The organism is Solidesulfovibrio aerotolerans (assembly GCF_009856865.1).
Lineage (GTDB): Bacteria > Desulfobacterota > Desulfovibrionia > Desulfovibrionales > Desulfovibrionaceae > Solidesulfovibrio > Solidesulfovibrio aerotolerans.
In genome coordinates, this window is sequence record NZ_WVUD01000003.1 from 158,346 (window position 1) to 183,325 (window position 24,980).

Here is a 24,980-nt window from a genome sequence, read left to right on the forward strand (position 1 = left end):
ACTCAAAATTGCCGATGCGTGCTTTATAATACAGCCAGCTACTCCAGCTCCCGGCAAAGAGCCTCGCCCAGACCGCCCGGCCGCATGGGCCGCCACCCCTGGGCCGGGGCCAGGGTTCGGTCCAGCAGCTTGCCGCCAACGCCAATCCAGGCAGCCTGTTGGCGGGAGATGCGCTTTTGCCCGCAGTCAAGGCTCACCCGTTCCACGGCATAGGCCACGCCCACGGCAAAGCCCTGTTCGGCGGCGATATCGCGCCCTTCATCTGGGGCAAACACCCGCTTGATCCGCACCTTGACCCGCTCGCCATCAGTTCGCACTGAATGGCGGTCATAATACAAAGCCACGGACTGATCGTCATGGGCGGCTAAAAACCGCCAATCCGTGGCCAGGGCCGGGCAGGCCGTTCCCGCAACAACGAGCAGGGTCAAAAGCAAACGCATGGAGCCTCCAAACGGTGCGGCGATGTGACATCGTTCCCCTTCTACCACCGGCCCGGCCGGCTCTCAAGGCGACAATGACGACCATCCCCTTTGACGCAGCGGCAAAAGGGCCTTATGCATCTGTCCGGGGAGTCGGACAGGCTATCGTCGCGGGCCGTAAGGCCCGGGGAGGAAAGTCCGGGCTTCACAGGGCAGGACGCTGGATAACGTCCAGCGGGAGCGATCCCGGGAGAGCGCAACAGAAAACAAACCGCCTGCGCCCCTAAGCGCAGGTAAGGGTGAAACGGTGGGGTAAGAGCCCACCAGTTGCCGTGGTGACACGGCAAGCTCGGCATGCCCCGTTCGAAGCAAGACCAAATAGGAGGGCGTTAAGGCTGGCCCGGCCGTGCCCTCGGGTAGGTTGCTTGAGGCCGTAGGCAACTGCGGTCCTAGAGGAATGATGGCCGCCCCGGAACTTCCGGGGAACAAAACCCGGCTTATCGGCCGACTCCCCTTTTTTTTCCTTCAAACCAAAGGATGCCCTGTGTCCCTGTGGACCGTGCTGCTCGCTGCCGGCTGCGGAACCCGTTTGGCCGAGGCGGCGGGCGGCGTAAAAAAACAGTTTCTTTCCTGTGCCGGCCGGCCGCTCTACTGGCAATCTCTGGCCGCTTTTGCCAAATCCCCGGCCGTGACCGGGGTGGTGGTTGTCTTCCCGCCAGATGATCTGGACGCGGCCGCCCTGGAACTGGGGGGCCTTCTTGAACGCTGCCACCCGGGCATCCCGGTACTCACCACAGCCGGGGGGGCGCGTCGGCAGGACTCCGTGCAAAACGGTCTGGCCGCCCTACCCCGGGAAGCGGCCCTGGTGCTGGTCCACGACGCGGCCCGGCCCTTTGTCGATGCCGGACTCATCGGCCGGGTGGCCGACGCCCTGGCCGCCGGACACAAAGCCGTGATTCCGGTGCTGCCTGTCACCGACACCATCAAGGAAGTGGCCGGGGACACCGTCGTCGCCACCCTGCCCCGGGACGCCCTGGCCGCCGTGCAGACCCCCCAGGGCTTTGACAAGGCCCTGCTGCTGGCCGCTTTTGCCCATGCCGGCCCGGATTTCACCGTCACCGACGACGCAAGCCTCGTTGAACACCTGGGCCAGCCCGTTTTCACCGTAGCCGGAACCCCGGAAAACATGAAGATCACCCATCCCCAAGACTTGGCCCGGCTTGCACCCGCCGCCAGCCAGCCCCTGCCCGTCACCGGCTACGGCTACGACGTGCACCGCTACGCCGATCCGAACCGGGCTCCCGGCAAACAACCGGCCCGGCCCATGAAGCTCGGCGGGTTTCCCATTCTCGGCGCGCCGGACGTGCTGGCCCATTCCGACGGTGACGTGCTGCTGCATGCCCTGACCGACGCGGTGTTGGGCTGTGTGGCCGGCGGTGACATCGGGCGCCTTTTCCCGGACAGCAATCCCGATTTCGACAACATGGCCTCGGGCGTGTTTTTAAGCGAAGCCCTGCTCCTGGCCAAAGCCAGGGGGCTGACCATCACCCACGTCGATCTGACTATCATTGCCCAGATCCCGAAAATCAGCCCCCACGCCGAGGCCATCCGGGTCAATGTGGCGGCATTGCTCGCGCTGGATAAATCGCACGTCAACCTCAAGGCCACCACCGAAGAGGGGCTGGGCTTTACCGGCGAAAAAAAAGGCATCAAAGCCGTCGCCCTGGTCACCGGCTGGCGGTTGGAGCAATAGAAGAATGCAGGGGCGCTGCCCCTGCACCCCGCCGGGGGGATAATCCCCCCGGACCCCTTGGCTGGTGGGCTTTTTTCACCCCTGGCGAAAGCCAGGGGTGAAAAAAGCCCACGGTCAGGTGAATACAGCCGTGGCTCTCTTACCCCAACCCCCTTAAAAAATTTTTGGGGAAAGAGGGGGTCCAGGGGGAGAAAACCCCTTTTTTCAACCAGGGGTTTTCTCCCCCTGGTTGACTTTACAACTCCCCTTTGCAAAGGGTGAGGACTTTTTGACGGGAGGCGAGGATGCAGCTTTATAACACCATGACCCGGGCCAAGGAGCCGTTTGTTCCCCGCGTGCCGGGCAAGGTGGCCCTGTACGTCTGCGGGATCACCGCCTACGACCTGTGCCATATCGGCCACGCCCGGTCTTCGGTGGTCTTTGACGTGCTCGTGCGCTATCTGCGCCACATCGGCAACGAGGTAAAATTCGTACGCAATTTTACCGATGTGGACGACAAGATCATCAAAAAAGCCAATGCCGAGGGTGCGACCTCCACGGAGATCGCCGAGCGCTACATCGCGGCCTTTTACGAAGACATGGACAAACTCGGCATCCTGCGTCCCGACGCCGAGCCCAAGGCCACGGAATATATCGGCGAAATGGCAGCGCTGGCCCAGCGCCTCATCGACGGCGGCCATGCCTACCGCACCCCGTCGGGCGATGTCTATTTCCGAGTGCGCTCCTTTGACGGCTACGGCAAGCTGTCCGGCCGCGACGTGGAAGACATGCGTTCGGGCGCCCGGGTGGCTCCGGGCGAGGAAAAGGAAGATCCGCTGGATTTTGCCTTGTGGAAGGCTTCCAAGCCCGGCGAGCCGGTCTGGGAGAGCCCCTTTGGCCCGGGTCGGCCCGGCTGGCATCTGGAATGTTCGGCCATGAGCGAAAAGCTCCTTGGCATGCCCATCGACATCCACGGCGGCGGCCAGGATCTGATCTTCCCCCACCACGAAAACGAAATCGCCCAGAGCGAGGCGGCCATCGGCGGGGAATTCTGCCGCTATTGGGTGCACAACGGGTTCGTGCGCATCAACACCGAAAAAATGTCCAAGTCGCTGGGCAATTTCGTCACCATCCGCGACATCTACGCCCGCTATCTCCCGGAAGTGCTGCGCTTTTTCCTTTTATCCTCGCAGTACCGCAGCCCGCTGGATTATTCCGACCAGGGCCTGGACGAGGCAGAGAAAGGCATCAAGCGCATTTATGCGGCCAAGGTGCAGATGGAGCAGGCGCTCACCCGCGCCAAATGGAGCGAGAGCAAGCTGCCGGCCGATGTGTCCGAAGAACTGGCCCGGCATGTGGAAGGCTTTACTGCCGCCATGGACGACGACCTCAACACCGCCCAGGCCATGGGCCATGTCTTTGGCCTGGTGCGTCTGGCCGGCCGCCTCATGGATGACAAGACCATGGCCAAAAGCCGGGAGACGGCGGACATCCTGCGCCGCATCCTGGACGCTTTGGCCGAGTGGTCCACGATCCTGGGGGTTTTGGGCAGCGACAGCCAGACGTTTCTGGCCGCATTAAAGGCTTGCCGTTTGACGCGCCTGGGCATCGACGCCGCCCGGGTGGATAGATTGGTGGCCGAGCGCCAGGAAGCCCGCAAGGCCAAGGATTTTGCTCGTTCCGATGTCATCCGCGACGAACTGGCCGGGCTTGGCGTGACGGTCATGGACACCCCCACCGGCCCCCAGTGGGATATTGCCTAGCCAGCCCGCCATGCCGGCGCGCCTTCTATACATCCACCACGACTGCTTTATCCTGGAAGCGGGCGCAAAGACCTTGCTCTTTGACTACCCCGCTTCCAGGTATCTGCCCCAGGCGGCGGCCCAGGTCGCTGCGGCGCATCTTGCCGGCACCGATCTGACGGTTTTCGTCTCCCACAGCCACGACGACCATTTCGATCCCAACCTTGCAGCGGCAACGAGTCGGGCTGCCTCGCGCCGTTTCGTCGTATCCGACGACGTGGCCGACCTTTATGGGACGGTCCTGCCGGCAGACACGGTGGTCCTGGAGCCGGACATGGTCCGGGAGGTCGGCGGCATGACGGTGGAAGGGCTTGAGAGCAACGATATGGGGCTGGCCTATCGCATCGACGTGGCGGGTCTGACCGTCTACTTCGGCGGGGATCTGGCCTTGTGGGACTGGCCGGGCAACTCGCCGGCGGCCAACCGGGCAGTGGGCATGTCCTGGCGGCGGGCGTTAACCCGGCTGGCCGAGCGCCCGGTGGACGTGGCCCTGACCAACATGGACCCCAGGCTGGCGGAAAGTCTGTCCGGCGCGCCGGAACTGCTCCAACGGGTCCAGCCGCGCTACTTCGCGCCCATGCACCTGGGCGGGCACGTCGCATACATCGAGCAATACGCCGAGCGTCTCACCCGTGACGGCAGTGTTCTCTTTCGCTATGCCCGGCCCGGCGATGTTTTGGACATCGAGGACGCGCCTGCCGCCTGACCGGCGTTACTTTAGAAAACAGAAATCCCGCCCTGCCGCTTGCGCCACGCTTCCGCCACCTGGCGGACTTGGGGCAGGCATCACCGCCCTTGGGGATTTTTTTGGGCGCAGTGGCAGCCCCCAAGGGACTTCTCGGCTGCGATCCGTTCCAGGATGGTCGAGCGGCCGGCGTTTCGGTTCAGATCAGCCTCGATGTCGGCCACGGTGTAGCCAAAGCAGAAGCACACCTGTTCGCGCATATCCCTATTCCCTGCCAGTGTCGCAAACCCATTAAAAATCTTCTCCACTTGCAGGGGTTCGGGGAGGGCATGCCGTCGGCCCTACGGTGGTTCCCGTCAAGCTTGTCCTGTGGCATTGCCTACCCGAGGCAAATGCATTTTCGTCCCACCAACCATAACAGCAACGCCGTTCCCCTTTAACCCCCTGCCTTTCAGGTGGGATTCCAAAGGGCTCAGCCCTTTGGCCGCCGGAGGCATCTTCGGTTTTTGCACAGCGCGCTTAGGAAAAAAGCAGCCGGGCCAGATCACCGAGGTTGTCGGCCTTGGGCCGGCCTTTGCCGGCGTCGGGGCTGATGATGGGACCGTAGCCCAGGCGTTCGGCTTGTTTGAGGCGCGTATCCTGGGCAGCGGCCGGGCGGATGCGCCCGGAGAGGTCCACTTCGCCCCAAAAGACGGCCCCGGCCGGCAGGGGCCGGTCGTAAAACGAGGACAGGACCGCAGCGGCAATGCCGAGATCAAGGCCCGGGTCGGCGATTTTCAGGCCGCCGCCGAGTTTGGCGTAGATATCGGTCTGGCCGAGGTTAAGCCGCAGGCGCTTTTCGAGCACGGCCAGCAGCAGATGCAGCCGGCCGACGTCGAGGCCAAGGGCGGCCCGGCGCGGCATGGCCAGAAAGGACTTGGCGGCCAAGGCCTGGACTTCCACGGCAAAGGGCCGCCGCCCTTCCATGGCCATGACCACGGCCGAACCGGACACGGCCGGATCGCGGTCGCCCAGGAAAAAGGTGGAGGGATCGGGCACTTCGCACAGGCCGGCCTCGCGCATTTCCATGACCAGCAGTTCGTCGGTGGGGCCGAAGCGGTTTTTAAGCACCCGCAGGATACGAAAGAGATGTCGGCGCTCGCCTTCGAGGTAAAGCACCGTATCGACCATGTGCTCCAGCAGTTTGGGGCCGGCGATCTGGCCGTCCTTGGTGACATGGCCGACCAGCACCAGACAGGCGTCACCGCGTTTAGCCGCTTCCACGCAGGCGGCGGCCACGGCCCGGACCTGGGACACAGACCCGGCCGCACCTTCGACCCCGGCCGCGTGCATGGTCTGGACGGAATCGAGGATGACCAAATCCGGCGCGGGGTTGGCACCGAGAATATCCACCGTGGCCCCGGCGTCGGTGGTGGAAGCGGCCAGCAAGCCTTCGTGGAGCACGCCCAGGCGTTCGCCCCGGGATTTGAGCTGGGGCAGGGATTCCTCGCCGGAAACGTAGACCACCCGCCGTCCGGCTGCGGCGGCCAGACCGGCCAGTTGCAGGAGCAAGGTGGATTTGCCGATGCCCGGTTCGCCGCCAAGGAGCACGGCCCCGCCCGGGGTGAGCCCGCCGCCGAGCACCCGGTCCAGGCCTTCGATGCCGGTGGGGAAGGGTTTGAAATCCGCGCCCGGGTGTTCCCCAAGGACAATGGGCAGCCCGGACGGCAGGCCGTCGGGGCTGGCGACGCGGGATGAACCGAGCTTTTCCGTCAGGGTGTTCCAGGCCCCGCATCGGGGACACTGGCCGCGCCAGGTGGGGGCCGTGCCCCCGCAGTCGGAGCAGACGAAAAGCCGCTTTGCCTTGACCGCCATCCTACTGCCGGGGCGGATCTTTGACGTCGATGACCTTGACCCCGAATTCTTTGACGGCCTCAGGCGGATCAAAAAAGACCATCATAAACGGCACTTCGCCGGCCGGGGCGATATTGGTGTTGTTGGTGAGCACGCCGACCTGGGAAGCCAGGGCGTTTTTGAGTTCATCGCGGGTCATGACCTGGAGCTGAAAAAGCGACACCGTGTTGCCGGCCAGTTCTTCCTTGGCCGCCAGCGTCCCGCCCTTCTCGTCAAACAGGCTGGCCTCAAGCTTGATCATTTCCTTGGGGGCCTTGAAATTATTGACGGCCTTGCCCTCGATGACAAAGAGTTGGCCGGCCTTTTCATTGGACACGTAATACTGCCGCACGTTTTGCAGCATGATGTCCTTGACCTTGGCCGCCTCCTCGGGCTTTTGGGCACCGGGCGCAGCCGGTGTTGCGGGAGCGGCGGCCTTGTCGGCGGGCTTGGCAGCCTCGCCGGCCGGCGTCGCGGTTTCGGCCGGTGCCGTCTGGGCGGCGTCCTTGGCGGCCTTCCTGCCGGGCCACAAATCCAGGAAATGGACGGCGGCCAGGGTCACAACCACGAGGAAAACCAGCACGCCGCCAATGATCAGCAAGCGTTTGCGTCGTTCTTTTGACGGCCGGCCGCCCGACAGCGACAGATCCGCCACATCGTCGAGGCTGAACCCCGGCTTGACCGGAGCGCCCGGAAAATCGTCTTCAACGTCCGGTTCCGGGTCGCGTTTTTTCTTGGAGGTTGCGGTCCCGTCGTAGGATTCGGAATGGAAGAGTCCGGCCGGCACGCCGTCGTCGGGCATAATCGCTCCGCCGCCGGCCGCCCCGGCTCTGGAGGGCGTCGGTGCCAGATCGTCGGGAAAATCGAAATCCGCCAATCCATCGGCCTCAGGCGGTGCCGGCGGTTCGACGTGAAAGACGTTGCGACATTTGCCACAACGCAGTTTGGCCCCGGCCGGGCCAACCTTGCCGTCGGGCAGTTTGAACTTGGCCTGGCAATTCGGGCATTGTACAATCATGGTGTTTTTTCCACGCCGGTTGCGGTTTTTGGCCAACTAATGCAAATTCAAGGCCATTTCCTACCGGATCAGCTCGTACACGCCACGCAGCCGCCGCAGCCGTTCCCCGATGTCCATGCCGTAGCCCACCAGGAACACGGGAGGGGCGGAAAATCCGACAAAATCCACCGTCACCGCGACCTCGCGGCGATACGGCTTGTCCAAAAACGAGCAGACCGTCAGGCTGGCTGGATTTCGCTTCTCAAGCATATTGAGGAGATAGGCCAATGAGCGGCCCGTGTCCACAATGTCTTCGACCAGCAGGACGTGACGGCCGGCGATATCTGTCTCCAGGTCCATGAGAAACCGCAGTTCGCCGGGAGCCACGCCGGCGCCGTAGCTGGCCACCCGCACGAAATCCAGCTCCGGACAAAAATCAAGCGCCCGCAGCAGATCGCTCATAAACGGCAACGCGCCCTTAAGGACGCCCACCATGACCACGTCCCGGCCGGCAAAGTGCGCCGACACTTCCTGTCCCAATTCGGCCACCCGGGCGGCAATGGCCGCCTCGCCAAATACTTCACGCAATGATTCGGACATCATTCCCTGCATTTTTGCACTGTTAGAGACGAAAAAAGGCCCTTACATTTCCATGATGAGCGCGTTTTCATCGCACTCCGGAAACTTGGGACAATGGATGCAGTCGGCCCAGACCTTTTGCGGCAGCTGTTCCTTCTCCACGCCCACAAAGCCCAGGCGCTCGAAGAAATGCGGCCGGTAGGTCAGGGTGAACACCCGAAAAATGCCAAGGGTCACGGCGTCGGACAGGCAGGCTTCCACGAGTTTGCCGCCCCACCCCTGTTTTTGGATGCTCTCGTCCACGGCCAGGGAACGGATTTCGGCAATGTCGTCCCAGCAGATGGACAAGGCGCAGCAGCCGCGAATACCGGGCTCGTCATGTTCGGCCAGGACAAAAAAGTCCCGTAAATGGCTGTAGAGCTGATTAAACGAGCGCGGCAGCAGAAATTCCTTGCGGGCGCAATGCATGAGCATGGCGTGGATCGGCTTGACGTCCTGAATCCTGGCCTTGCGGATGAAATAATCGCTCATTTGGCTTCGCCGCCGAGCAGTTTGTCGAGCACCTGGCGCAGCATCTCGCCGGGCATAAAGCCGGCGTGGTTGAGCGCCTGCTGGCCGGTTGGGTCATAGATGATGGTCTTGGGGATCATCTTGACGCCAAAGGTGTTGATGACATCGGGATCGGCCAGATAGACCGGAAAATTAAAGGGTGTCTGTTTGACGAAGCGGGCATACTGCCCGGGGTCTTGATCCAGGGAGATGCCGATAAAGACCACCTTGTCGGCGGGATAATGCTTTCTGGCTTCAATAAATTCCGGAATCTCCATGAGGCACGGTTTGCACCAGGAGGCAAAAAAATCAATGACCACGACCTTGCCCTGGGCAGCGACCACGGTATCGAGCACGCCCTGGCCGGTGATGCTGCCGGTATCCTGGGCACTGGCCACAGATAACGGCGCACAGACAAGCAGCAAGGCCATAAGAAGGGAACGAATAGGCAACGGCGTCCTCCAGGGGAACGATTCGGCGGCGCGGCCGCCAGGAACATTTACTCCAAACGCGCCGCGCCGCGCCAGTTGTTTTTTCTACGCGCCAGCGGCCAGGGCTTTGGCCTGGCGCACGGCGTCCACGGCATCGGTGGCATAGGCGTCGGCCCCGATGGATTTGGCAAAGGCTTCGGTGACCACGGCCCCGCCCACCATGATCCGGGCGGTGAGCCCCTGCTCGCGAACCAGGCGCACGGTGTCTTCCATACGCACCATGGTGGTGGTCATGAGGGCCGAAAGGCCGATGACCGACGCGCCATGCTCGCTGGCCGCCGCCACAATACGCTCGGCCGGCACGTCCTTGCCGAGGTCAATGACCTCGAAGCCGTGGTTTTTAAGCATCAGGCACACGATGTTCTTGCCGATGTCATGGATGTCGCCTTCGACGGTGGCCATGACGATGCGGGCCTTGGCCGCCCCGGCGGTGGCGGTCAACAGCGGCTCCAGACGGGCAAAGCCGGCCCGCATGGCTTCGGCGGCGGCCAAAAGCTGGGGCAGGAAAAATTCCTTGCGCTCGTAGCGCTCGCCCACGCTCATAATACCCGGTATCAGTTCGTCGCTCAAAATGGTTGCAGCGTCCTGGCCATCGGCCAGCGCCTTTTCGACCAGCTCCAGCACTTCTTCGGTGCGCCCGCGCACCACGGCCCGGCGCAAGCGGCTCTCGCCGTCGTCGCCGGCCACCGCAGCAGCGGCAACAACGCCACCCCCACCGCCCTGGTTCGGTTTCCAGCCGGCATAGCGGCTGATAAACCGGCCGGCTTGCGGATCGCGGCCCAGGAGCACTTCGCCGGCAGTCAACGTTTCCATGAGCCGGGCAACGTTGGGGTTGGCGATGGCTGCAGCCAGCCCTGCCCCCAGACACATGGCGAAAAAGGCGCTGTTGACCAGCTCCCGGGCCGGCAGGCCAAAGGAGATGTTGGACAGGCCAAGGACCGTGGGCAGCCCCCACGTGTCGCGGCAATAGCGGATGGTGTCCAGGCAGGCCACGGCCGCCTCGGGCTTGGAGGAAACGGTCAGGGCCAGGGCATCGACCAGGATCAGCCGGCGCGGGATGCGAAGCGAATCGGCCTGGATGAGCAATTCTTCGATGATGGCCAGCCGCTCGGCCGCCGTGACCGGCAGCTTGCGGCCTTTGAGCGGCAGCAGAATAAACGGCGCGCCGTGATCCCGGCACACCGGCCCCAGCCGCTCCATGCGCCCGGGTTCGCCGCTGATGGAATTGATAAGCGGCGTGCCCGGATAGGCCCACAAGCCGGCGGTCAGGGCGTCGGCGTTGTTGGAATCCAGACACAGCGGCAGTTGCTGGCGTTTGACCAGCTCCAGGGCCAGCCCCGGCAGCACAGCCACCTCATCGACCATGGGCGCGCCCACGTTGACATCGAGGATGTGCGCCCCGGCGGCCGTCTGCTCCTCGGCAAAGGCCAGGGCTTTTGAAAATTCTCCGGCCACCAGTTCGGCGGCCAGTTCGGGCTTGCCGGTGGGGTTGATGCGCTCGCCAATAAGGGCGCAGGGGCTTTTCCCGCCGACACAGACGGTGGTGGAACGGGCGGTGACCGCCAGGACCGGCCGGTCGGGCGTGTCGGCGCGTTTGTAGGAACGCCCGGCCAAAGCCCCGGCCAGGGCCGCAATATGGGCCGGGGTGGTGCCGCAGCAGCCGGACAGGGCCTTGGCCCCGAGATCGGCGAACCGGGCGGTCTTTTCGGCAAACTCCGCCGGTCCCATGGGGAAAACGGTTACGCCGTTTTCCAGACGCGGCATGCCGGCGTTGGGTTTGACGAAAAAGGGCGTGGCCAGACGGCGGGCAAAGACCTCGCCGACGAGCCGCATGTCGTCGGGGCCTTGGCCGCAGTTGACGCCGATCAGATCGACGCCGAGATTTTCCATGGCGTCGGCAAAGACCTCGGGGCTGGAACCGGTCAGGCTGGCCGCGCCCTCAAACGTCATGCACATGGCCACAGGCAGGGAGCAGACCTGCCGGCAGGCCAGGATGACGGCTTTGGCCTCGGCCAGATCGAAATGGGTCTCGCCAATGATCAGATCGCAGCCCCCTTCGGCCAGACCGCGAATCTGCTCGGCAAAGGCGGCCACCAGATCGCTGAGGCTGGCCTTGCCCAGCGGTGCGACAAAATGGCCGGTGGGACCGACGGAGCCGGCCACAAACACGCCCGGACCGGCGGCCTGCCGGGCCAGCCGGGCCATTTCACGATTGAGCGCCACAACATCCGTGCCGGGGGGCAGCTTGAAATGGGTGCCGCCAAAGGTATTGGCGGTGATGACCCGGGAGCCGGCCTGGACATATTCGCGATGGGTGGCCATGATGGCATCGGGATGGGCCAGACCGAACAGTTCCGGGGATTCCCCCGCTGCCAGTCCCCGGCCCTGGAGCAGTGTTCCCATGGCCCCGTCGAAAATGAGCAGCCCGTCGTCGCCCAGCGCTTTTCTGAAATCGCCCACGAAGCCTCCTTGTGCGTGTCTGCGGCGTACCGTCGCAACCGAAACGCGGACCGTCTACTGAAAAACATTGAAAAGGACAAACCAAAAGTTTACAGTGAAGGGTAGGCATGGGAGACAGCCCCTATGCTGTCACAGGCCCTTAGCCCGGCAAACCCAAGCGGTGCGACCGCACCCGCAAACACGGTCATTATCTGATGGAACTTCAAGACGATCAAGACATTTCCCCGGAAGATACGGACCAGGCCCCTGTCGAACCCGACGCGTTCGAGGAGGCTGACGACCCCGATTCGCCAACCCTTGACATCGATCCCGATGATGATTTCCAGTTGTCAGTTCCCCGGGCCAGATCGGAAGGAGCCCTTTCCACCCGCGATCCGCTGCAGCTCTATCTGCGTGAAATCGGAAAGTTTCCCATGCTCAAGCCCGAGGAAGAGCAGGAACTGGCCCGACGGGTTCGCGACGCCAATGATCAAAAGGCTGCGTTCCGGCTCATTTCCTCCCATCTGCGGCTGGTGGTCAAAATCGCCATGGATTTCCAGCGCCGCTGGATGCAAAATGTGCTGGATCTCATCCAGGAAGGCAACGTCGGCCTCATGCGGGCCGTCACCAAGTTCGACCCGGACAAGGGCATCAAGTTTTCCTATTACGCCGCCTATTGGATCAAGGCTTACATCCTTAAATACATCATGGACAACTGGCGCATGGTCAAGATCGGGACCACCCAAGCCCAGCGCAAGTTGTTTTACAACCTCAACAAAGAACGCCAGCGCTTGCAGAGCCTGGGCTTTGACCCCAGCGCCTCCCAGCTCTCCCAGGCCTTAAACGTCACCGAATCCGACATCGTGGAGATGGATCAGCGGCTAAGCGGCAACGACCTGTCCCTGGACGTGTCGCTGGGCGACGACACCACCACCACCCGGCTGGATTTTCTCCCGGCGTTGACCCCCGGCATCGAGGAAATCCTGGCTGGCGATGAGATTTCGCAGCAGCTCGACAAACATATCCAGGCGATCCGACCCAAGCTCAACGAAAAAGAGATCGACCTGCTCGACAATCGAATCCTCTCCGACTCCCCGGTGACCCTGCGGGAGATCGGAGCCAAATACGGCATCACCCGGGAACGGGTGCGCCAGATTGAATCCCGGCTCCTGGAGAAGCTCAAGGACCATTTGTCCAAGCGCATCGAGGATTTTTCCTCGGATTGGATCCACAAGGATGAATAGCGGCGTGCGCGCCGGACGTTTCCCCTCCGGCCCCGGGCCGGCTGACAACGCCCCTGCCGCCGCAACGGATGCCGGTTATGTCTGAAGTACGCAATCGCCTCGCTGCGGCACGCCTGCCTTTGTTGGTGGTGCTGGCGCTTTTACCGTGTCTGTTGTCCAATTCCTGCGCCTCCAGCCGTCTGGCCCGCACGGCCCATGCCGCCCGGGGGCTGACCTCGTCGGCGGAGGTCAGCTACCAATTTCTGATCTACCAGGATCTTTTGCGCCAGGGTCGCAAGGACGAAGCGGCCAAAATCCTGGCCGCACTCGACGCCGCCCACCCCTCGCCCGATCTGGCCATCGAGCTGGCCAATTTGTACTGGGGCCAAAATGATCGGGAAAAAGCCACGGCAACCCTGGAAAAAGCCCGGACCGACTTCCCGGGCAACCGACAAGTCATTTTCTATCTGGCCAACGCCTACCAGATGCGCCGCCTCAACAACGAGGCGATAGCAGTCCTGGAAACGTTTCTGTCGACCCATCCGGCCGATGCCGACACTGTCCAGGAACTGGCTTCGCTTTGCATCGACGCCGGCCGCAACAAAGAGGCGGCCGGGCTGCTGGGGCGCATCCCGGAAACCGAACGCGACGCCACCGTGTATTATCTCATGGGCAAAGCCGCTGCCGGAGCCGGACAACCCAAGGACGCCGTCCGCTATTTGCGCAACGCCGTCGCCCAAGACGCCGGGCTTATGGTTGCCTGGGCGGATCTGGCCGGTTTGCTCGAAGCCGAAAACGACTTCAAGGGTGCCCAGGAGGCCTACCAGGAGATGCTTCGCCTGGGCGAGGAATCCCCGGAAGTCCGGGCCAAGCTCGTGCGTCTGGCCATCCGCCAGAAAAATCCGGCCAAGGCCCTGTCGCTGCTCAAAGACGGCCAGACTGGCAAATCCCAATATCTCGACGCCATGTCGGCCCTGGTCGACGGCGGCTATATCAAACAGGCCAAACAGGTGTTCGGCCTGCTCGAAGCAGCCGATCCGGCCAGTCCCGATCTGCCCTTTTACAAGGCCGTGCTGGCCTATGACGGCGACAAAAATCCCAAGGCGGCCATGAGCATCCTGGCCCAGGTGTCGCCGGAAAATCCCAACTATGATAAAAGCCTGACCCTTCGCGTCCAGATTGCCTCGGAAATCGGCGATCTGCCGGCGGCCCGGTCGCTGGTGCGCGAAGCCCGGGAACGCTTCCCGGACCGCCGCGAATTTGCCGGCCTGGAAGCGGCCCTCAAGGACAAGGCCGGCGATACCGCCGGTGCGGCCAAGACCCTGGAAGAGGCGCTTATCACCTGGCCCGATGACCTCGATCTGCTCTACCGCTACGGCGTGGCCCTGGAAAAACTCAAGCGCCGCGACGAGGCCAAGGCGGTCATGGAGCGCATCGTGGACAAGGACGCCGGCCATGCCGATGCCCTCAACTACCTCGGCTATTCCCTGGCCGAAGACGGCCGCGATCTGGAACGCGCCCTGGGCATGATCGAAAAGGCCCTGGAAAAAGAGCCGGACAACCCCTTCTTCCTCGATTCCAAAGCCTGGGCGCTGTATAAGCTCAAGCGCCTGGACGATGCCCTGGCCGCCATAGAAAAGGCCATTGACCACAAGGTCAAAGACGCCATTATCTGGGAGCACTACGGCGACATCGCCGCTGCCGCCGGCCGCAAGGCCGAGGCCCAGAAAGCCTATCGCAGCGCCCTGGAACTGGGCTCCGAAACCCCGGCCGCTGTCAAAAAGAAGCTGGAGGCCCTGTAATGCCGCGCTGTGCCGCGCTCCTGCCGCGCCTTTTCGTGCTGGCCGCCCTGGCCGTCTGGGTCTCGGGCTGCGCCACCATCAAACCAACCGCTCCGACTGCCGATGGGGTCCAGGCCGTTTACCAGACCTTTTTGGCCAATCAGGCCAAAAACGAACCGGCCCAGGCCTTTTCCCTGGCCGGCTCCTTAAGCTTTGCGCGGGGCAGCAAAAGTGGGCGGCTCAACTACCGCTTTTTCGGCAACTACGCCACCCCCGTGCGGCTGGATCTGACCACGACCATGGGCGGGGCGTACGCCCATCTGCGCGAAACCGGCGGCGAATTTACGGCCTTTGTCCCGGCCCGCGACACGCTTTTCACCCACGCCGACACCCGGGCCGGAGCCTCACGCCTGGGCATGCCCCTGCCCTTTACCCTGCGGGAACTGGCGGCCATTGTTTCCGGACGCCTGGGCGAGCTGGCCCCGGCCCGTTTCGCCACATCAAAAAAAGTCGCCGACGGGTACGAATACAGCTTTTCCAGCGACCCGCGCCTGTCCAGCCTCACCCTTGACTTCCAGGGCAAACCGCGACATCTGACCGGCCGGGGCGTGGAACCCTGGCGCGTCGATTTCGAAGACAACGAAGTGTTGCCGGGCATGGCCGCACCCGTGGCCCGCCGGCTCGTGCTGACCACGCCGGGTGGTGCTACGCTGACCCTTCGCGTCAAGACCCTGCAGCCCCGCCCGGCCCCCTACCCGGCCGTTGACCTGGAATTGCCTGTCCCGCCAAGCGTCGTCGTCCGTCCCCTGGACGCCGCCGGGGACCAGGGCCTTTTGCCGGACCTCTAAACCGCCCCACGGCAACCAGACTGCGAGTTGCGACTATGTCCAAAACTGTTTTCATCGGCTCCGACCACGCCGGCCTGGAACTCAAAGCCAGCCTTGTCGCCCATCTGCGCGCCGCCGGCCACAACGTCACCGACCTTGGCCCCACCGAAGCCAAAAGTGTTGATTATCCCGATTTCGCCAAAGCCGTGTGCGCCAGCCTGCTGGGCACCCCCGGCAGCGCCGGCATCCTGGTGTGCGGCACGGGCATCGGCATGTCCATGGCCGCCAACCGCATACCCGGCATCCGGGCCGCCCTGTGCCTGAATGAATACCTGGCCCGCATGACGCGCCTGCACAACGACGCCAATGTCCTGTGCCTGGGCGAGCGGGTTATCGGCCAGGGTCTGGCCGCGTCCATCGCCGATGTCTTTTTGGACACGGCCTTCGAAGGCGGCCGGCATCAACGCCGCGTGGACATGATCGAAACCTGCTGCCCGTCTTGCGACGCCTAAAACCCTCAACTGCTCTTTCCGAGGATCCCTCCATGACCACCACCGCCGCCATCGACGCCAAGGCCGTCAACGTCATCAAAGGCCTCATCATGGACGCCACCCGCAAGGCCAAGTCCGGCCACCCCGGCGGAGCCATGTCCTCGGCCGACATGGCGTATGTGCTTTTCAAGGACTATCTGCGCTTCGATCCCGCCGATCCCCGGTGGTTTGGCCGCGACCGTTTCGTCCTGTCCGCCGGCCACGAGTCCATGCTGCTCTATACCCTGCTCCATCTGCGTGGCCTTCTCACCATGGAAGACCTGCAACATTTCCGCCAGTTTGGCAGCAAGACCCCAGGCCACCCGGAAAATTACGAAACCCCCGGCGTCGAATGCACCACCGGTCCCCTGGGCCAGGGCTTTTCCATGGCCGTCGGCATGGCCGTGTCCGAAGTCATGCTGCGGCAGCGTCTGGGCGAGGACATCGCCGGCCAATACACCTATGTCCTTTCCTCCGATGGCGACGTCCAGACCCCGGTGTTCCAGGGTTCGGCCGCCCTGGCCGGCGTGTGGGGCCTGGGCCGGCTTATCGTCATGCTCGACAGGAACCAGATCCAGCTCTCCGGCCCCGTGGCCATCTGCGACCACACCAATTACAAGACGCTTTTTGAGTCCATGGGCTGGCACGTCGTTGAAATCGACGGGCATGACCATGCCGCCATTCACGCCGCCCTGGATGCAGCCCGGGCCGAAACCAGCCGGCCGTCCATGATCATCGGCCTCACCACCATCGCCAAAGGGGCCAGCACCATGGAAGGCGATAGCGCCTCCCACGGCGCGCCGTTTTCCGATACCGAGATCACGGCCACCAAAAAGTACCTGGGGCTGCCTGAAGACAAGCCTTTCTACCTGCCGGACGAAGTGGGTCAGCATTTCCGCGCCCGCTATCCGGAACTGAGCGCTGCGCGCAAGGCCTGGGACAAGGCCCTGGAAGCCCGCCTGGCCAGCGACGCCGCCTTTGAGGATTTGTGGCGGCAGTCCAAACGCGCGCCCGGCAACCGCACCTTTGCCTGGCCGGCCTTCGATCCGGCCAAAGCCGTGGCCACCCGGTCGGCCTGGGGAGCGGCGCTTAATGCCCTGACCGACCAGTTCCCGCTGCTGGTCGGCGGTTCGGCCGACCTTGATCCCTCCAACCAGACCGAAAAATTCCGCGCGGTGACCGGCGTTTTCAGCCCGGAAAAACCCCTTGGCCGCACGCTGTGCTTTGGCGTGCGCGAGTTCCCCATGGGTGCCATTGTCAACGGCATTGTGCTCCATGGCGGACTCATGGCCTTTGGGGCCACCTTCCTTATCTTTTCGGACTACGAAAGAAACGCCCTGCGCATGGCCGCGCTCCAGCGCATCCCGGCCCTGCACGTGTTCACCCACGATTCCTTCTATGTCGGCGAGGACGGCCCCACCCACGAGCCCATTGAGCAGACCAGTTCCCTGCGCCTTATTCCCAATATGCTGGTCATGCGTCCGGCCGACGCCAACGAGACTTGTTCCTGTCTGGAAGTGGCGCTGACCCGGACCAACCGGCCCACCTGCCTGCTGCTCACCCGGCAAAACCTCCCCATCCTGGACCATGCCGTCTATCCGGGGCTGGTCGAGGGCGTCAAACGCGGCGGCTACGTGCTGGCCGATGTTGCCGATGGCAAGCCCGATATGATCCTTTTGGCCTCCGGTTCGGAAGTCTCCCTGGCCATGGCCGCGGCCAAGCTGTTGCCGCAGTTGGCCATCCGCATTGTCAGCATCCCCTGCATGGAGCTTTTTAACGAGCAGCCCGACGAGTACAAAGAGGCTGTCCTGCCGCCGGAAGTCTCCTTCCGCTTTGCCACGGAAGCCGGCCGGCCGGAATTATGGTGCCAGTACACCGGCTCCATGGACCGGATTCACGGCATCTCCCATTTCGGTGCCTCGGCCCCGGCCGAGAAGCTGGCCGAAGCCTACGGCTTTACGCCCCCGGCCCTGGCCGCGGCCATCCAAAAGGCCTGGGACAAAAAATAACCATCCAGACGGGGACTTGCCCGCCTGACCGTTACAAACTCGGCCCCGAAAGCTTCGGCTTTCGGGGCCGTTTGGAATCCAGGCCCACTGTCTGCGCCCAAAAGCGCTCTGCCAGGGCCGGCTTCCCCATACCTCTTTTAAAAAGGAGCCTGCCATGGAAGCGCCGGACAGAAATCTTGGTTTGGATCTCGTACGCGTCACGGAAGCGGCGGCGCTTAGTTCCTCGCGCTGGCTGGGCCGGGGCGACAAAAACGCCGGCGACCAGGCCGCCGTGGACGCCATGCGCCTGTCGTTTAACACCCTGCCCATCGACGGCGTCATCATCATCGGCGAAGGCGAAAAAGACGAAGCCCCCATGCTCTATAACGGCGAGCGGGTGGGCAGCGGCCAGGGCCATGCCGTGGACGTGGCCGTTGATCCGGTCGAGGGCACCAATCTGCTGGCCTACGGCCGCCCCAACGCCATCTCGGTGGTCGGCATCGCCCCGCGCGGCTCCATGTTCAACCCCGGCCCCAGCTACTACATGCAAAAGCTGGTGGTGCCGTCCCAAGCCAAGAACGTGGCCGACCTGGACGCGCCGGTCGGCGACAATCTCAGAAACATTGCCAAGGCCCTGGGCAAGGACGTGGACGATCTGGTGGTCTTTGTCCTGGACAAGCCCCGCCACAAGGTGCTCATCCAGGAAATCCGGGCGATTGGCGCCCGTATCCAACTGCACACCGACGGTGACGTGGCCGGGTCGCTCATGGCCGTTGACCCCGAAAACGTGGTGGACGTTATGTTTGGCACCGGCGGCACCCCGGAAGGCGTGCTGACCGCCTGCGCCATCCGCGCCCTGGGCGGGCGGCTCTTGGCCCGGCTTGATCCTCAATCCGAAGCCGAGCAGGCGGCGCTTACCGAAGCCGGCATCGACTGCTCCCAGATTTTTACCGAAGAAACGCTGGTGCGTAGCGACGACACCTATTTCGCCGCCACCGGCATCTCCGGCGGCACCTTCCTCGACGGGGTCGAATTCACCGGCACCCACGCCATTACCCGCTCCCTGGTCATGCGCGGCAAGACCGGCACCATGCGCCGCATCGAAACGCGCATTCGGTTGGATAAACTCATGGAAATAAGTGCCGTTAAATACGATTAGCGAAAGAGCGGGAGAGACGGAGAGCGCCTGCGCCGGCCAGGGGATGATCCCCCCGGACCCCTGCGCCGGGAAAATCTGATCGCTCCTGCGGAGGCTTTCATTCCATGATTTTCGATTGCATCGTTGTCGGGGCCGGCCATGCCGGGTGCGAGGCGGCCATGGCCGCGGCCCGGCTGGGGTTGGCCACGCTGCTGCTCACCCAAAACGTGGACCGCATCGGCCATCTGTCCTGCAATCCGGCCATCGGCGGCCTGGCCAAGGGGCATATGGTCCGCGAGATCGACGCCCTGGGCGGCCGCATGGGTTTGTGGGCCGATGCGGCCGGCATCCAGTTTCGAACGCTCAATACCAGCAAAGGGCCGGCTGTTCGGGCAACACGGGCCCAGATCGACCGCGACGCCTACATGCGGGTGGTCAAACGCGATATCTTTGCCCAGGACAATCTGGCCGTGCGCCAGGACAGCGTGGAGGAAATTCTGGCCGAGGGCGGCCGCGTATGCGGGGTTCGGGCCGCCTCGGGCGAGGTCTTTCCCGGCCGCAGCGTCATAATCACCACCGGCACGTTCCTTGGCGGGCTGATCCACATCGGGCTGACCCAACTGCGCGGCGGCCGGCTCGGCGATCCGCCCTCGGACGGGTTGTCCGCCAGCTTGGTCCATCACGGGCTAACACTTGGGCGTCTCAAGACCGGCACCACGCCGCGCCTGCTGGCCAAAAGCATCGATTGGAGCCAAACCGTGGCCCAGCCCGGGGACACCCCGCCTCCGGGGTTCAGCTTCCACGGCCCCGGCCCGGTCCTGCCCCAAGTTCCCTGCTATCTGACCTACACCAACGAAGCCACCCACGCCGCCATACGGGCCGGGTTTGAGCGCTCGCCCCTTTTCACCGGCGTTATCCAGGGCACCGGGGCGCGCTATTGCCCGTCGGTGGAAGACAAGGTGGCCCGGTTCCCCGAACGCGACCGCCACCACGTCTTTCTGGAACCCGAAGGCCTGGACAACCCGGAAATCTATCCCAACGGCATCTCCACCAGCCTGCCCATCGAAACGCAAAAGGCGCTCATCGCCACGATCCCGGGGTTGGAAAACGCGCGCATCGTGCGGCCGGGCTATGCCATCGAATACGACTATGCCGACCCGGTGCAGTTGACCCCCACGTTGGAGACCAAGGTGCTGCCCGGCCTCTATCTGGCCGGCCAGATCAACGGCACCTCAGGCTATGAAGAGGCGGCGGCCCAGGGCCTGTGGGCGGCGCTCAATGCTTTTTGCGCCCTGACCAGCCGCCCGCCGTTTCTGCTGGGCCGCGATCAGGCCTACATGGCCGTCCTGGTGGACGATCTGGTCACCAAGGGCACCAGCGAACCCTATCGCATGTTTACCTCCCGGGCCGAACACCGGCTGCTGTTGCGCGAAGGCAACGCCGACGCCCGCCTGACCGCCATCGGCCGGGAACTGGGGCTGGTTGGGCAGCAGCAATGGGATGTCGCCTGCCGCAAGGAAACCGCCATCGCCGCGGCCATGGCCGGTCTGGCCGAACGCCGGGTGCGACCCGGGGAGTGCGACGATGCGGATTGGACCACCCTTGGCGGCCGGCCGGCGGATCGCAGTCTGCGCCTGGACGAACTGCTGCGCCGCCCGGATGTCACCCTGGCCGATCTGGTCCGCTTCTGGCCGCCCTTGGCCGAATTGCATCCCGAGGCCGCTGTCGAGACCGAGACGCGCATCAAATACGAAGGCTATCTCAAGCGCCAGGAAGAGCTGGCCGGGCGCTCGGGCCGCCATGAGGCCGTCGCCCTGCCGGCGGACCTGGATTATGCCGCCGTCTCCGGGCTGTCCCGGGAAGTGGTGGAAAAGCTTGCCCGGGTGGCTCCGCGCACCCTGGGGCAGGCCGGGCGCATTTCCGGTGTGACTCCGGCTGCGGTGGCCTGCCTGGAAATACATCTGAAAAAGCACGCCAAGAGCGCCTAGGCCCCCTTGTGCCGGCCACGACGATGGCATATGACGGATTCATGGCGTATTTCAGGGGTTTCGGCGATCTCCCGGCTTTTTTAAGCCTTTTCGACCCCGGTTGGTGGGACAGGATGCTTGACGCCACCAACACCGGCCATGCCTCCCCGGAAGCGCTCATTCTCATGGCCGCCATTTTCGCCACGTTTTTTCTCCTCATCGCCCTGGGCCTTATGATCAAGGGACGCAACCAGTCTCCCGGCATCGTGCCCAGCACCTGGATCACCGGCCCGGGCGAGGTCCGCGCCCTGGTGGAAACGGCCCTGACCCAGCGCAGCAAGGTCCGGGTGAGCTTTGTCCGCGACGATGCCGGGGCGCGCTCCACCGACGCCACCATCCTGTCCGCCACGCCGGGGCGGGGCATCGAGTTGGAAATGACCTCGCTGGTGCGCGCCAATCCGACCTGGGTTGGCAAGCTGGTAGCCTGCGACTTCCGTCTGCGCCTGGACCCGAAAAAGGATTTGCACAGCTTTTACAATTTTGTGGCCCCGATTCTGACCGTCAACAAGGCCGGCGATACGTTCATCCGCATGCTCTTGGACTGGCCGTCCCGCCTTGAGCTGGAGCAAAAGCGCGGTTTTTTGCGGGTGGAGCCGCCACGCGAGTGCATCCTGGAACTGGACATGTGGCACGAGACCACCATCAAGAGCATCCGGGGACGCTTTGGCGATCCGGCCACCTGGGGCAAACCGCTGCTGCGCCTTGACCCCAAGCTCGACACCCCGGACGTGGAGGTGCGAAACATTTCCGGCGGCGGCCTGCGCCTGGAACTCCAGCATGACGCCTATCGCCGCCAGCACCGGCTGTTTGAACCCGCCTCCCGGTTCATCATCCGCCTGCTCCTGGCCGAGCCGGAAGCGGGGCAGCCCATGGAGTTTCATCTGGCCCTGCGGTTGCAAAACATCTACGGCGACCCACAGGCCATGGGGCTTGTGGTCATGGGGTTTCGCATCATGAGCTTTGGCGTGCCGGGCGACATGCCCGGTGAGCCGCTGTCCTGGAAGCCGGCGGCGACGGGAGTGCCGGCCCTGGACGACTGGGCCTTTCGCCGGCATCTGGCCATCTACCGCCAGCGCGGGGAATAGGCGGCGCAACCGCCCTAACAGAGGCATGGACTCCCCTGGGAATTTTGGGTATTTAACAAACGTTTTTTTCCAGCATTGTCATTATATCGACGCACAATGCGGACTATAGCGTGCCGCGCCTGACGGCACGACCCGCCAAGGAGGACCAGGTTGGACGACGATTCCGATGGTCGGTTTTGGAATGCCCTGACCAAGTTTTTCCGCCAAAAAAGCATTTCCATGGAAGAATTGATCCTTGAAGCCAAGGCGGAAGGCTCCATCATTCAGGAAGACGCTTCCATGCTGCTCAACATCCTGCGGCTGGAAGGCAAGCAGGTGTCCGACATCATGGTGCCCCGCCCGGACATTGTCTGCGCCGAGGTCGACGACGGCCTGGAAGCCGTGTGCGCGCTGATTAAGACCCATGGCCATTCGCGCATCCCGGTCTATGAAGGCAACCGGGACAATATCCTGGGCGTGCTCTACGCCAAGGACATCTTAAGCCACATCCTGCCGGCCGCAAGCGAAACGCCGGACCCCCGGGACATCATGCGCGAGGCGCTTTTCATCCCGGAGACCCTGGATCTCAAGAAGATGCTCCTGGAATTTCGCAATCAAAAAAAGCACATGGCCATCGCCCTTGACGAATACGGCGGCACTTCCGGGCTGCTTACCCTGGAAGACGTGCTGGAAGAAATCGTCGGCGAGATCGAAGACGAACACGATCCGAGCAAGCCCGAGGAAATCAAGGAGCTGCGCCAGGACGTCTATCTCGTCTCCGGCCGCTACATGCTCGAAGATCTCGACGTCTCCCTGGGCCTGTCGCTTGAGTCGGAGCAGGTGGAGACCATCGGCGGCTTTTTAACCGAACTGGCCGGCCGGGTGCCCCGCCCTGGCGACGCGTTTACCCTGGAAGGCCGCCGGTTCACCATCCGCGAGGCCGACCGCCGCCAGATCCGCTGGATCGTTATCGAACCGGCCGGCGATTGACCGGCCACGCCGACGCGGTCCGACCGGGGCGCATCCTGTACGCGGGCGGCAAGGGGGCCGCGCCACCGAACGGGTCCGGCCGGGGCGGGGAGACACCCGGCCTCCAGCCCCCCCGGCTCCCTGACGGTTTGAGCGGTTTGCCGCCTTGCCCCACGGTCGGTCCCGTCCCCGGGGTCCATTTGCGTTGCCCCGCTGCCCCCGAAGCGCGGACGAACAGGGACCGTTTGGCCGCTTCCCCGGGGATCGCCTGCCTGTCCGGGCCGCCCCGCCGCCACAACCCCAAAAGGTTAAAAAAAGAAGTACCGTGACCATAGCTGCCCTACTGGCCATTGCCGGAGCCTGGCTCGGTTTGGCCAATCCCCTCTCCCGTCTGCCTGTGCTGGTGCTGCTGCTGCCGGCCGGTCTGGCCTACGTCGCCGCCCGGGCTCCCTCGACCCGGGCCGCCATCAAGGCCGGCTATTGGATCGGTGCCCTGTCTGCCGCGGCCAGCCTGTACTGGGCCTGCCTGCCCATCCACGATTTCGGCGGCGTGCCCTGGCTGCTCGCCCTGCCCGTGCCCGTGCTCATGGGGCTTGTCCTTGGCCTGTACACGGCCGCCCTGACCGTGGCCCTGCGGTTTGGGATTAAGCGCCTGCCGGCGTTGCTGTGTCTGCCCTACTGCGCCTGCGCCTGGACGGTCATGGAACTGCTGCGCGGCGTGTTGTTTACCGGCTTTCCCTGGCTCACCCTGGCGGCCGCCTTTTCGCCGTGGCCGGTGCTGGTTCAGGGCGCAGCCTTTCTCGGTGCCTACGGCCTGTCCGGTTTGCTGGCCGCCCTGGCCGCCGCCCCGGCCATCTACGGTCCCCTTTCCCGCCCGACCCTGGCCGCCGCCGTCCTGGCCCTGGGCCTCATTTTTCTCGGCAACCGCCGGCTGGCCGAACCGCTGCCCAAGGACGCAACGGCCCATGTGACCATCATCCAGGGCAACGTGGACCAGAGCCGCAAATGGGATCCCCAGGCCGAAGCGGAAATTGTCGAGAAGTATCTGGCCCTGTCCCGCCAGGCCGTGGCCGACGCCCCCACGGATCTGATCGTGTGGCCCGAGACCTCCATGCCTTTTTTCTACCAGGACGGGGATGCGCCCGCCCAGCGCATCCGGGACTTCACGGCCGGTGCCGGCGTGCCGCTGCTTTTTGGCGCGCCAGCCTACCTGCGCTCGCTCGGCGGCCATGTCCTTTTTAACCGGGCCTACCTCCTCGCCCCCTCCGGCCAGACCGCAGCCTACGACAAGGAGCATCTCGTCCCGTTCGGGGAATACGTGCCGCTCGGCAACCTTCTAACGTTTATCGGCAAGCTCGTTGAAGGCCTGGGCGATTTTCGGCCCGGCCAGGACGGCAAACCCCTGCTGCAAGGCAACCTTGCCCTGGGGACGCTCATTTGTTATGAGGCAATCTTTCCGGAACTCGCCCAAAGGCGGGTTGCGGCCGGGGCCAACGTCCTGGTCAACATTTCCAACGACGCCTGGTTCGGCGATTCGGCTGCCCCGCGCCAGCATCTCGATCTGGCGCTGCTGCGGGCCGTGGAACAGGGGCGAACGCTTATCCGAGGCACCAATACGGGCATTTCCGCCGTGATCGATCCTCGGGGGCGCATCATGGCCCAGGGTGGCTTGTTTACCGCCCTGGCCCTGCCCTGCCCGGAGACCCCCCTCGTGTCGGAAACGACCTGGTACCACCGGCACTATCTTTTCATCACCTGGGGCATCCCCGGCCTTTTCGCGGTGCTCGGCCTGACCGCCCTGCTGCTGCCCGCCCGCCGGGCGCAGATGCGTCCCCGGGATCTAACCCTTTAAGCAAGCGATCACGTCA

At 63.9% G+C, this 24,980-nt stretch carries 21 protein-coding genes and 1 other RNA gene; 14 read left to right on the top strand and 8 right to left on the bottom strand.

Annotation, left to right across the window (positions count from 1 at the left end; all coding sequences use genetic code 11):
* Positions 1-38: 38 nt before the first annotated feature.
* On the bottom strand, positions 39-440 hold the full coding sequence (locus GTA51_RS03485; RefSeq protein ID WP_160958721.1) for a surface-adhesin E family protein: 402 nt from the start codon (positions 438-440) through the stop codon (positions 39-41).
* Positions 441-568: 128 nt separating this feature from the next.
* On the opposite strand from GTA51_RS03485, the gene rnpB reads away from it, so the two are divergent.
* The 4 genes from rnpB to GTA51_RS03505 all read left to right on the top strand — a co-directional run bounded on the left by rnpB (position 569) and on the right by GTA51_RS03505 (position 4,659).
* Positions 569-935: RNase P RNA component class A (gene rnpB, locus GTA51_RS03490), an RNA gene on the top strand.
* Positions 936-963: 28 nt separating this feature from the next.
* Positions 964-2,172 (top strand): 2-C-methyl-D-erythritol 4-phosphate cytidylyltransferase, encoded by a 1,209-nt coding sequence (ispD, locus tag GTA51_RS03495; protein ID WP_160958723.1) that lies wholly within the window; start codon positions 964-966, stop codon positions 2,170-2,172.
* A gap of 284 nt (positions 2,173-2,456) precedes the next feature.
* On the top strand, positions 2,457-3,914 hold the full coding sequence (cysS, locus tag GTA51_RS03500) for a cysteine--tRNA ligase (protein WP_160958724.1): 1,458 nt from the start codon (positions 2,457-2,459) through the stop codon (positions 3,912-3,914).
* 10 nt (positions 3,915-3,924) lie between these two features.
* Positions 3,925-4,659 carry an MBL fold metallo-hydrolase gene (locus tag GTA51_RS03505; protein WP_160958726.1) on the top strand — a complete coding sequence of 245 codons (735 nt, stop codon included), beginning with the start codon at positions 3,925-3,927 and terminating at the stop codon, positions 4,657-4,659.
* A gap of 80 nt (positions 4,660-4,739) precedes the next feature.
* Here the strand turns inward: GTA51_RS03505 and GTA51_RS03510 are convergent, their stop codons facing one another.
* The 7 genes from GTA51_RS03510 to GTA51_RS03540 all read right to left on the bottom strand — a co-directional run bounded on the left by GTA51_RS03510 (position 4,740) and on the right by GTA51_RS03540 (position 11,586).
* Positions 4,740-4,898: a bacterioferritin-associated ferredoxin gene (locus tag GTA51_RS03510; protein ID WP_160958728.1), complete on the bottom strand. Its 159-nt coding sequence runs from the start codon at positions 4,896-4,898 to the stop codon at positions 4,740-4,742.
* Between the two features lie 259 nt (positions 4,899-5,157).
* Entirely contained in the window at positions 5,158-6,492 is a 1,335-nt protein-coding gene (gene radA / locus GTA51_RS03515) for a DNA repair protein RadA (protein ID WP_160958729.1), read from the bottom strand.
* 1 nt (position 6,493) lies between these two features.
* Entirely contained in the window at positions 6,494-7,528 is a 1,035-nt protein-coding gene (locus tag GTA51_RS03520; RefSeq protein WP_160958731.1) for a DUF3426 domain-containing protein, read from the bottom strand.
* Between the two features lie 60 nt (positions 7,529-7,588).
* Positions 7,589-8,107: a hypoxanthine phosphoribosyltransferase gene (hpt, locus tag GTA51_RS03525; RefSeq protein ID WP_160958733.1), complete on the bottom strand. Its 519-nt coding sequence runs from the start codon at positions 8,105-8,107 to the stop codon at positions 7,589-7,591.
* 42 nt (positions 8,108-8,149) lie between these two features.
* The gene (locus tag GTA51_RS03530) at positions 8,150-8,617 is read right to left on the bottom strand and encodes an N-acetyltransferase (RefSeq protein WP_160958734.1); all 468 of its coding nucleotides are present in this window, start codon (positions 8,615-8,617) and stop codon (positions 8,150-8,152) included.
* The gene (locus GTA51_RS03535) at positions 8,614-9,087 is read right to left on the bottom strand and encodes a TlpA family protein disulfide reductase (protein ID WP_246197940.1); all 474 of its coding nucleotides are present in this window, start codon (positions 9,085-9,087) and stop codon (positions 8,614-8,616) included. The genes GTA51_RS03530 and GTA51_RS03535 overlap by 4 nt, the downstream gene beginning before the upstream one ends.
* Positions 9,088-9,171: 84 nt before the next feature.
* Entirely contained in the window at positions 9,172-11,586 is a 2,415-nt protein-coding gene (locus tag GTA51_RS03540; RefSeq protein WP_160958736.1) for a homocysteine S-methyltransferase family protein, read from the bottom strand.
* A 194-nt stretch (positions 11,587-11,780) separates the two neighbouring features.
* Here GTA51_RS03540 and GTA51_RS03545 point away from each other — a divergent pair, with 194 nt between their 5' ends.
* From GTA51_RS03545 to lnt, 10 genes are all read left to right on the top strand, one after another.
* The gene (locus tag GTA51_RS03545) at positions 11,781-12,809 is read left to right on the top strand and encodes a sigma-70 family RNA polymerase sigma factor (protein WP_160958738.1); all 1,029 of its coding nucleotides are present in this window, start codon (positions 11,781-11,783) and stop codon (positions 12,807-12,809) included.
* 77 nt (positions 12,810-12,886) lie between these two features.
* Positions 12,887-14,590: a tetratricopeptide repeat protein gene (locus GTA51_RS03550; protein ID WP_160958740.1), complete on the top strand. Its 1,704-nt coding sequence runs from the start codon at positions 12,887-12,889 to the stop codon at positions 14,588-14,590.
* Positions 14,590-15,417 carry a hypothetical protein gene (locus GTA51_RS03555; RefSeq protein ID WP_160958741.1) on the top strand — a complete coding sequence of 276 codons (828 nt, stop codon included), beginning with the start codon at positions 14,590-14,592 and terminating at the stop codon, positions 15,415-15,417. The genes GTA51_RS03550 and GTA51_RS03555 overlap by 1 nt, the downstream gene beginning before the upstream one ends.
* 35 nt (positions 15,418-15,452) lie before the next feature.
* Positions 15,453-15,908, top strand: a complete 456-nt coding sequence (gene rpiB / locus GTA51_RS03560; protein ID WP_160958743.1) for a ribose 5-phosphate isomerase B — start codon at positions 15,453-15,455, stop codon at positions 15,906-15,908.
* A 32-nt stretch (positions 15,909-15,940) separates the two neighbouring features.
* Entirely contained in the window at positions 15,941-17,935 is a 1,995-nt protein-coding gene (gene tkt / locus GTA51_RS03565) for a transketolase (protein ID WP_160958745.1), read from the top strand.
* A 154-nt stretch (positions 17,936-18,089) separates the two neighbouring features.
* On the top strand, positions 18,090-19,073 hold the full coding sequence (glpX, locus tag GTA51_RS03570) for a class II fructose-bisphosphatase (protein ID WP_160958746.1): 984 nt from the start codon (positions 18,090-18,092) through the stop codon (positions 19,071-19,073).
* A 104-nt stretch (positions 19,074-19,177) separates the two neighbouring features.
* Entirely contained in the window at positions 19,178-21,040 is a 1,863-nt protein-coding gene (mnmG, locus tag GTA51_RS03575; protein ID WP_160958748.1) for a tRNA uridine-5-carboxymethylaminomethyl(34) synthesis enzyme MnmG, read from the top strand.
* Positions 21,041-21,081: 41 nt separating this feature from the next.
* Complete coding sequence (locus GTA51_RS03580) at positions 21,082-22,164, top strand: PilZ domain-containing protein (RefSeq protein WP_160958749.1); 1,083 nt, start codon at positions 21,082-21,084, stop codon at positions 22,162-22,164.
* Positions 22,165-22,314: 150 nt separating this feature from the next.
* On the top strand, positions 22,315-23,133 hold the full coding sequence (locus GTA51_RS03585) for a hemolysin family protein (RefSeq protein WP_160958751.1): 819 nt from the start codon (positions 22,315-22,317) through the stop codon (positions 23,131-23,133).
* A gap of 304 nt (positions 23,134-23,437) precedes the next feature.
* Positions 23,438-24,964, top strand: a complete 1,527-nt coding sequence (lnt, locus tag GTA51_RS03590) for an apolipoprotein N-acyltransferase (RefSeq protein ID WP_160958753.1) — start codon at positions 23,438-23,440, stop codon at positions 24,962-24,964.
* Positions 24,965-24,980: the final 16 nt, after the last annotated feature.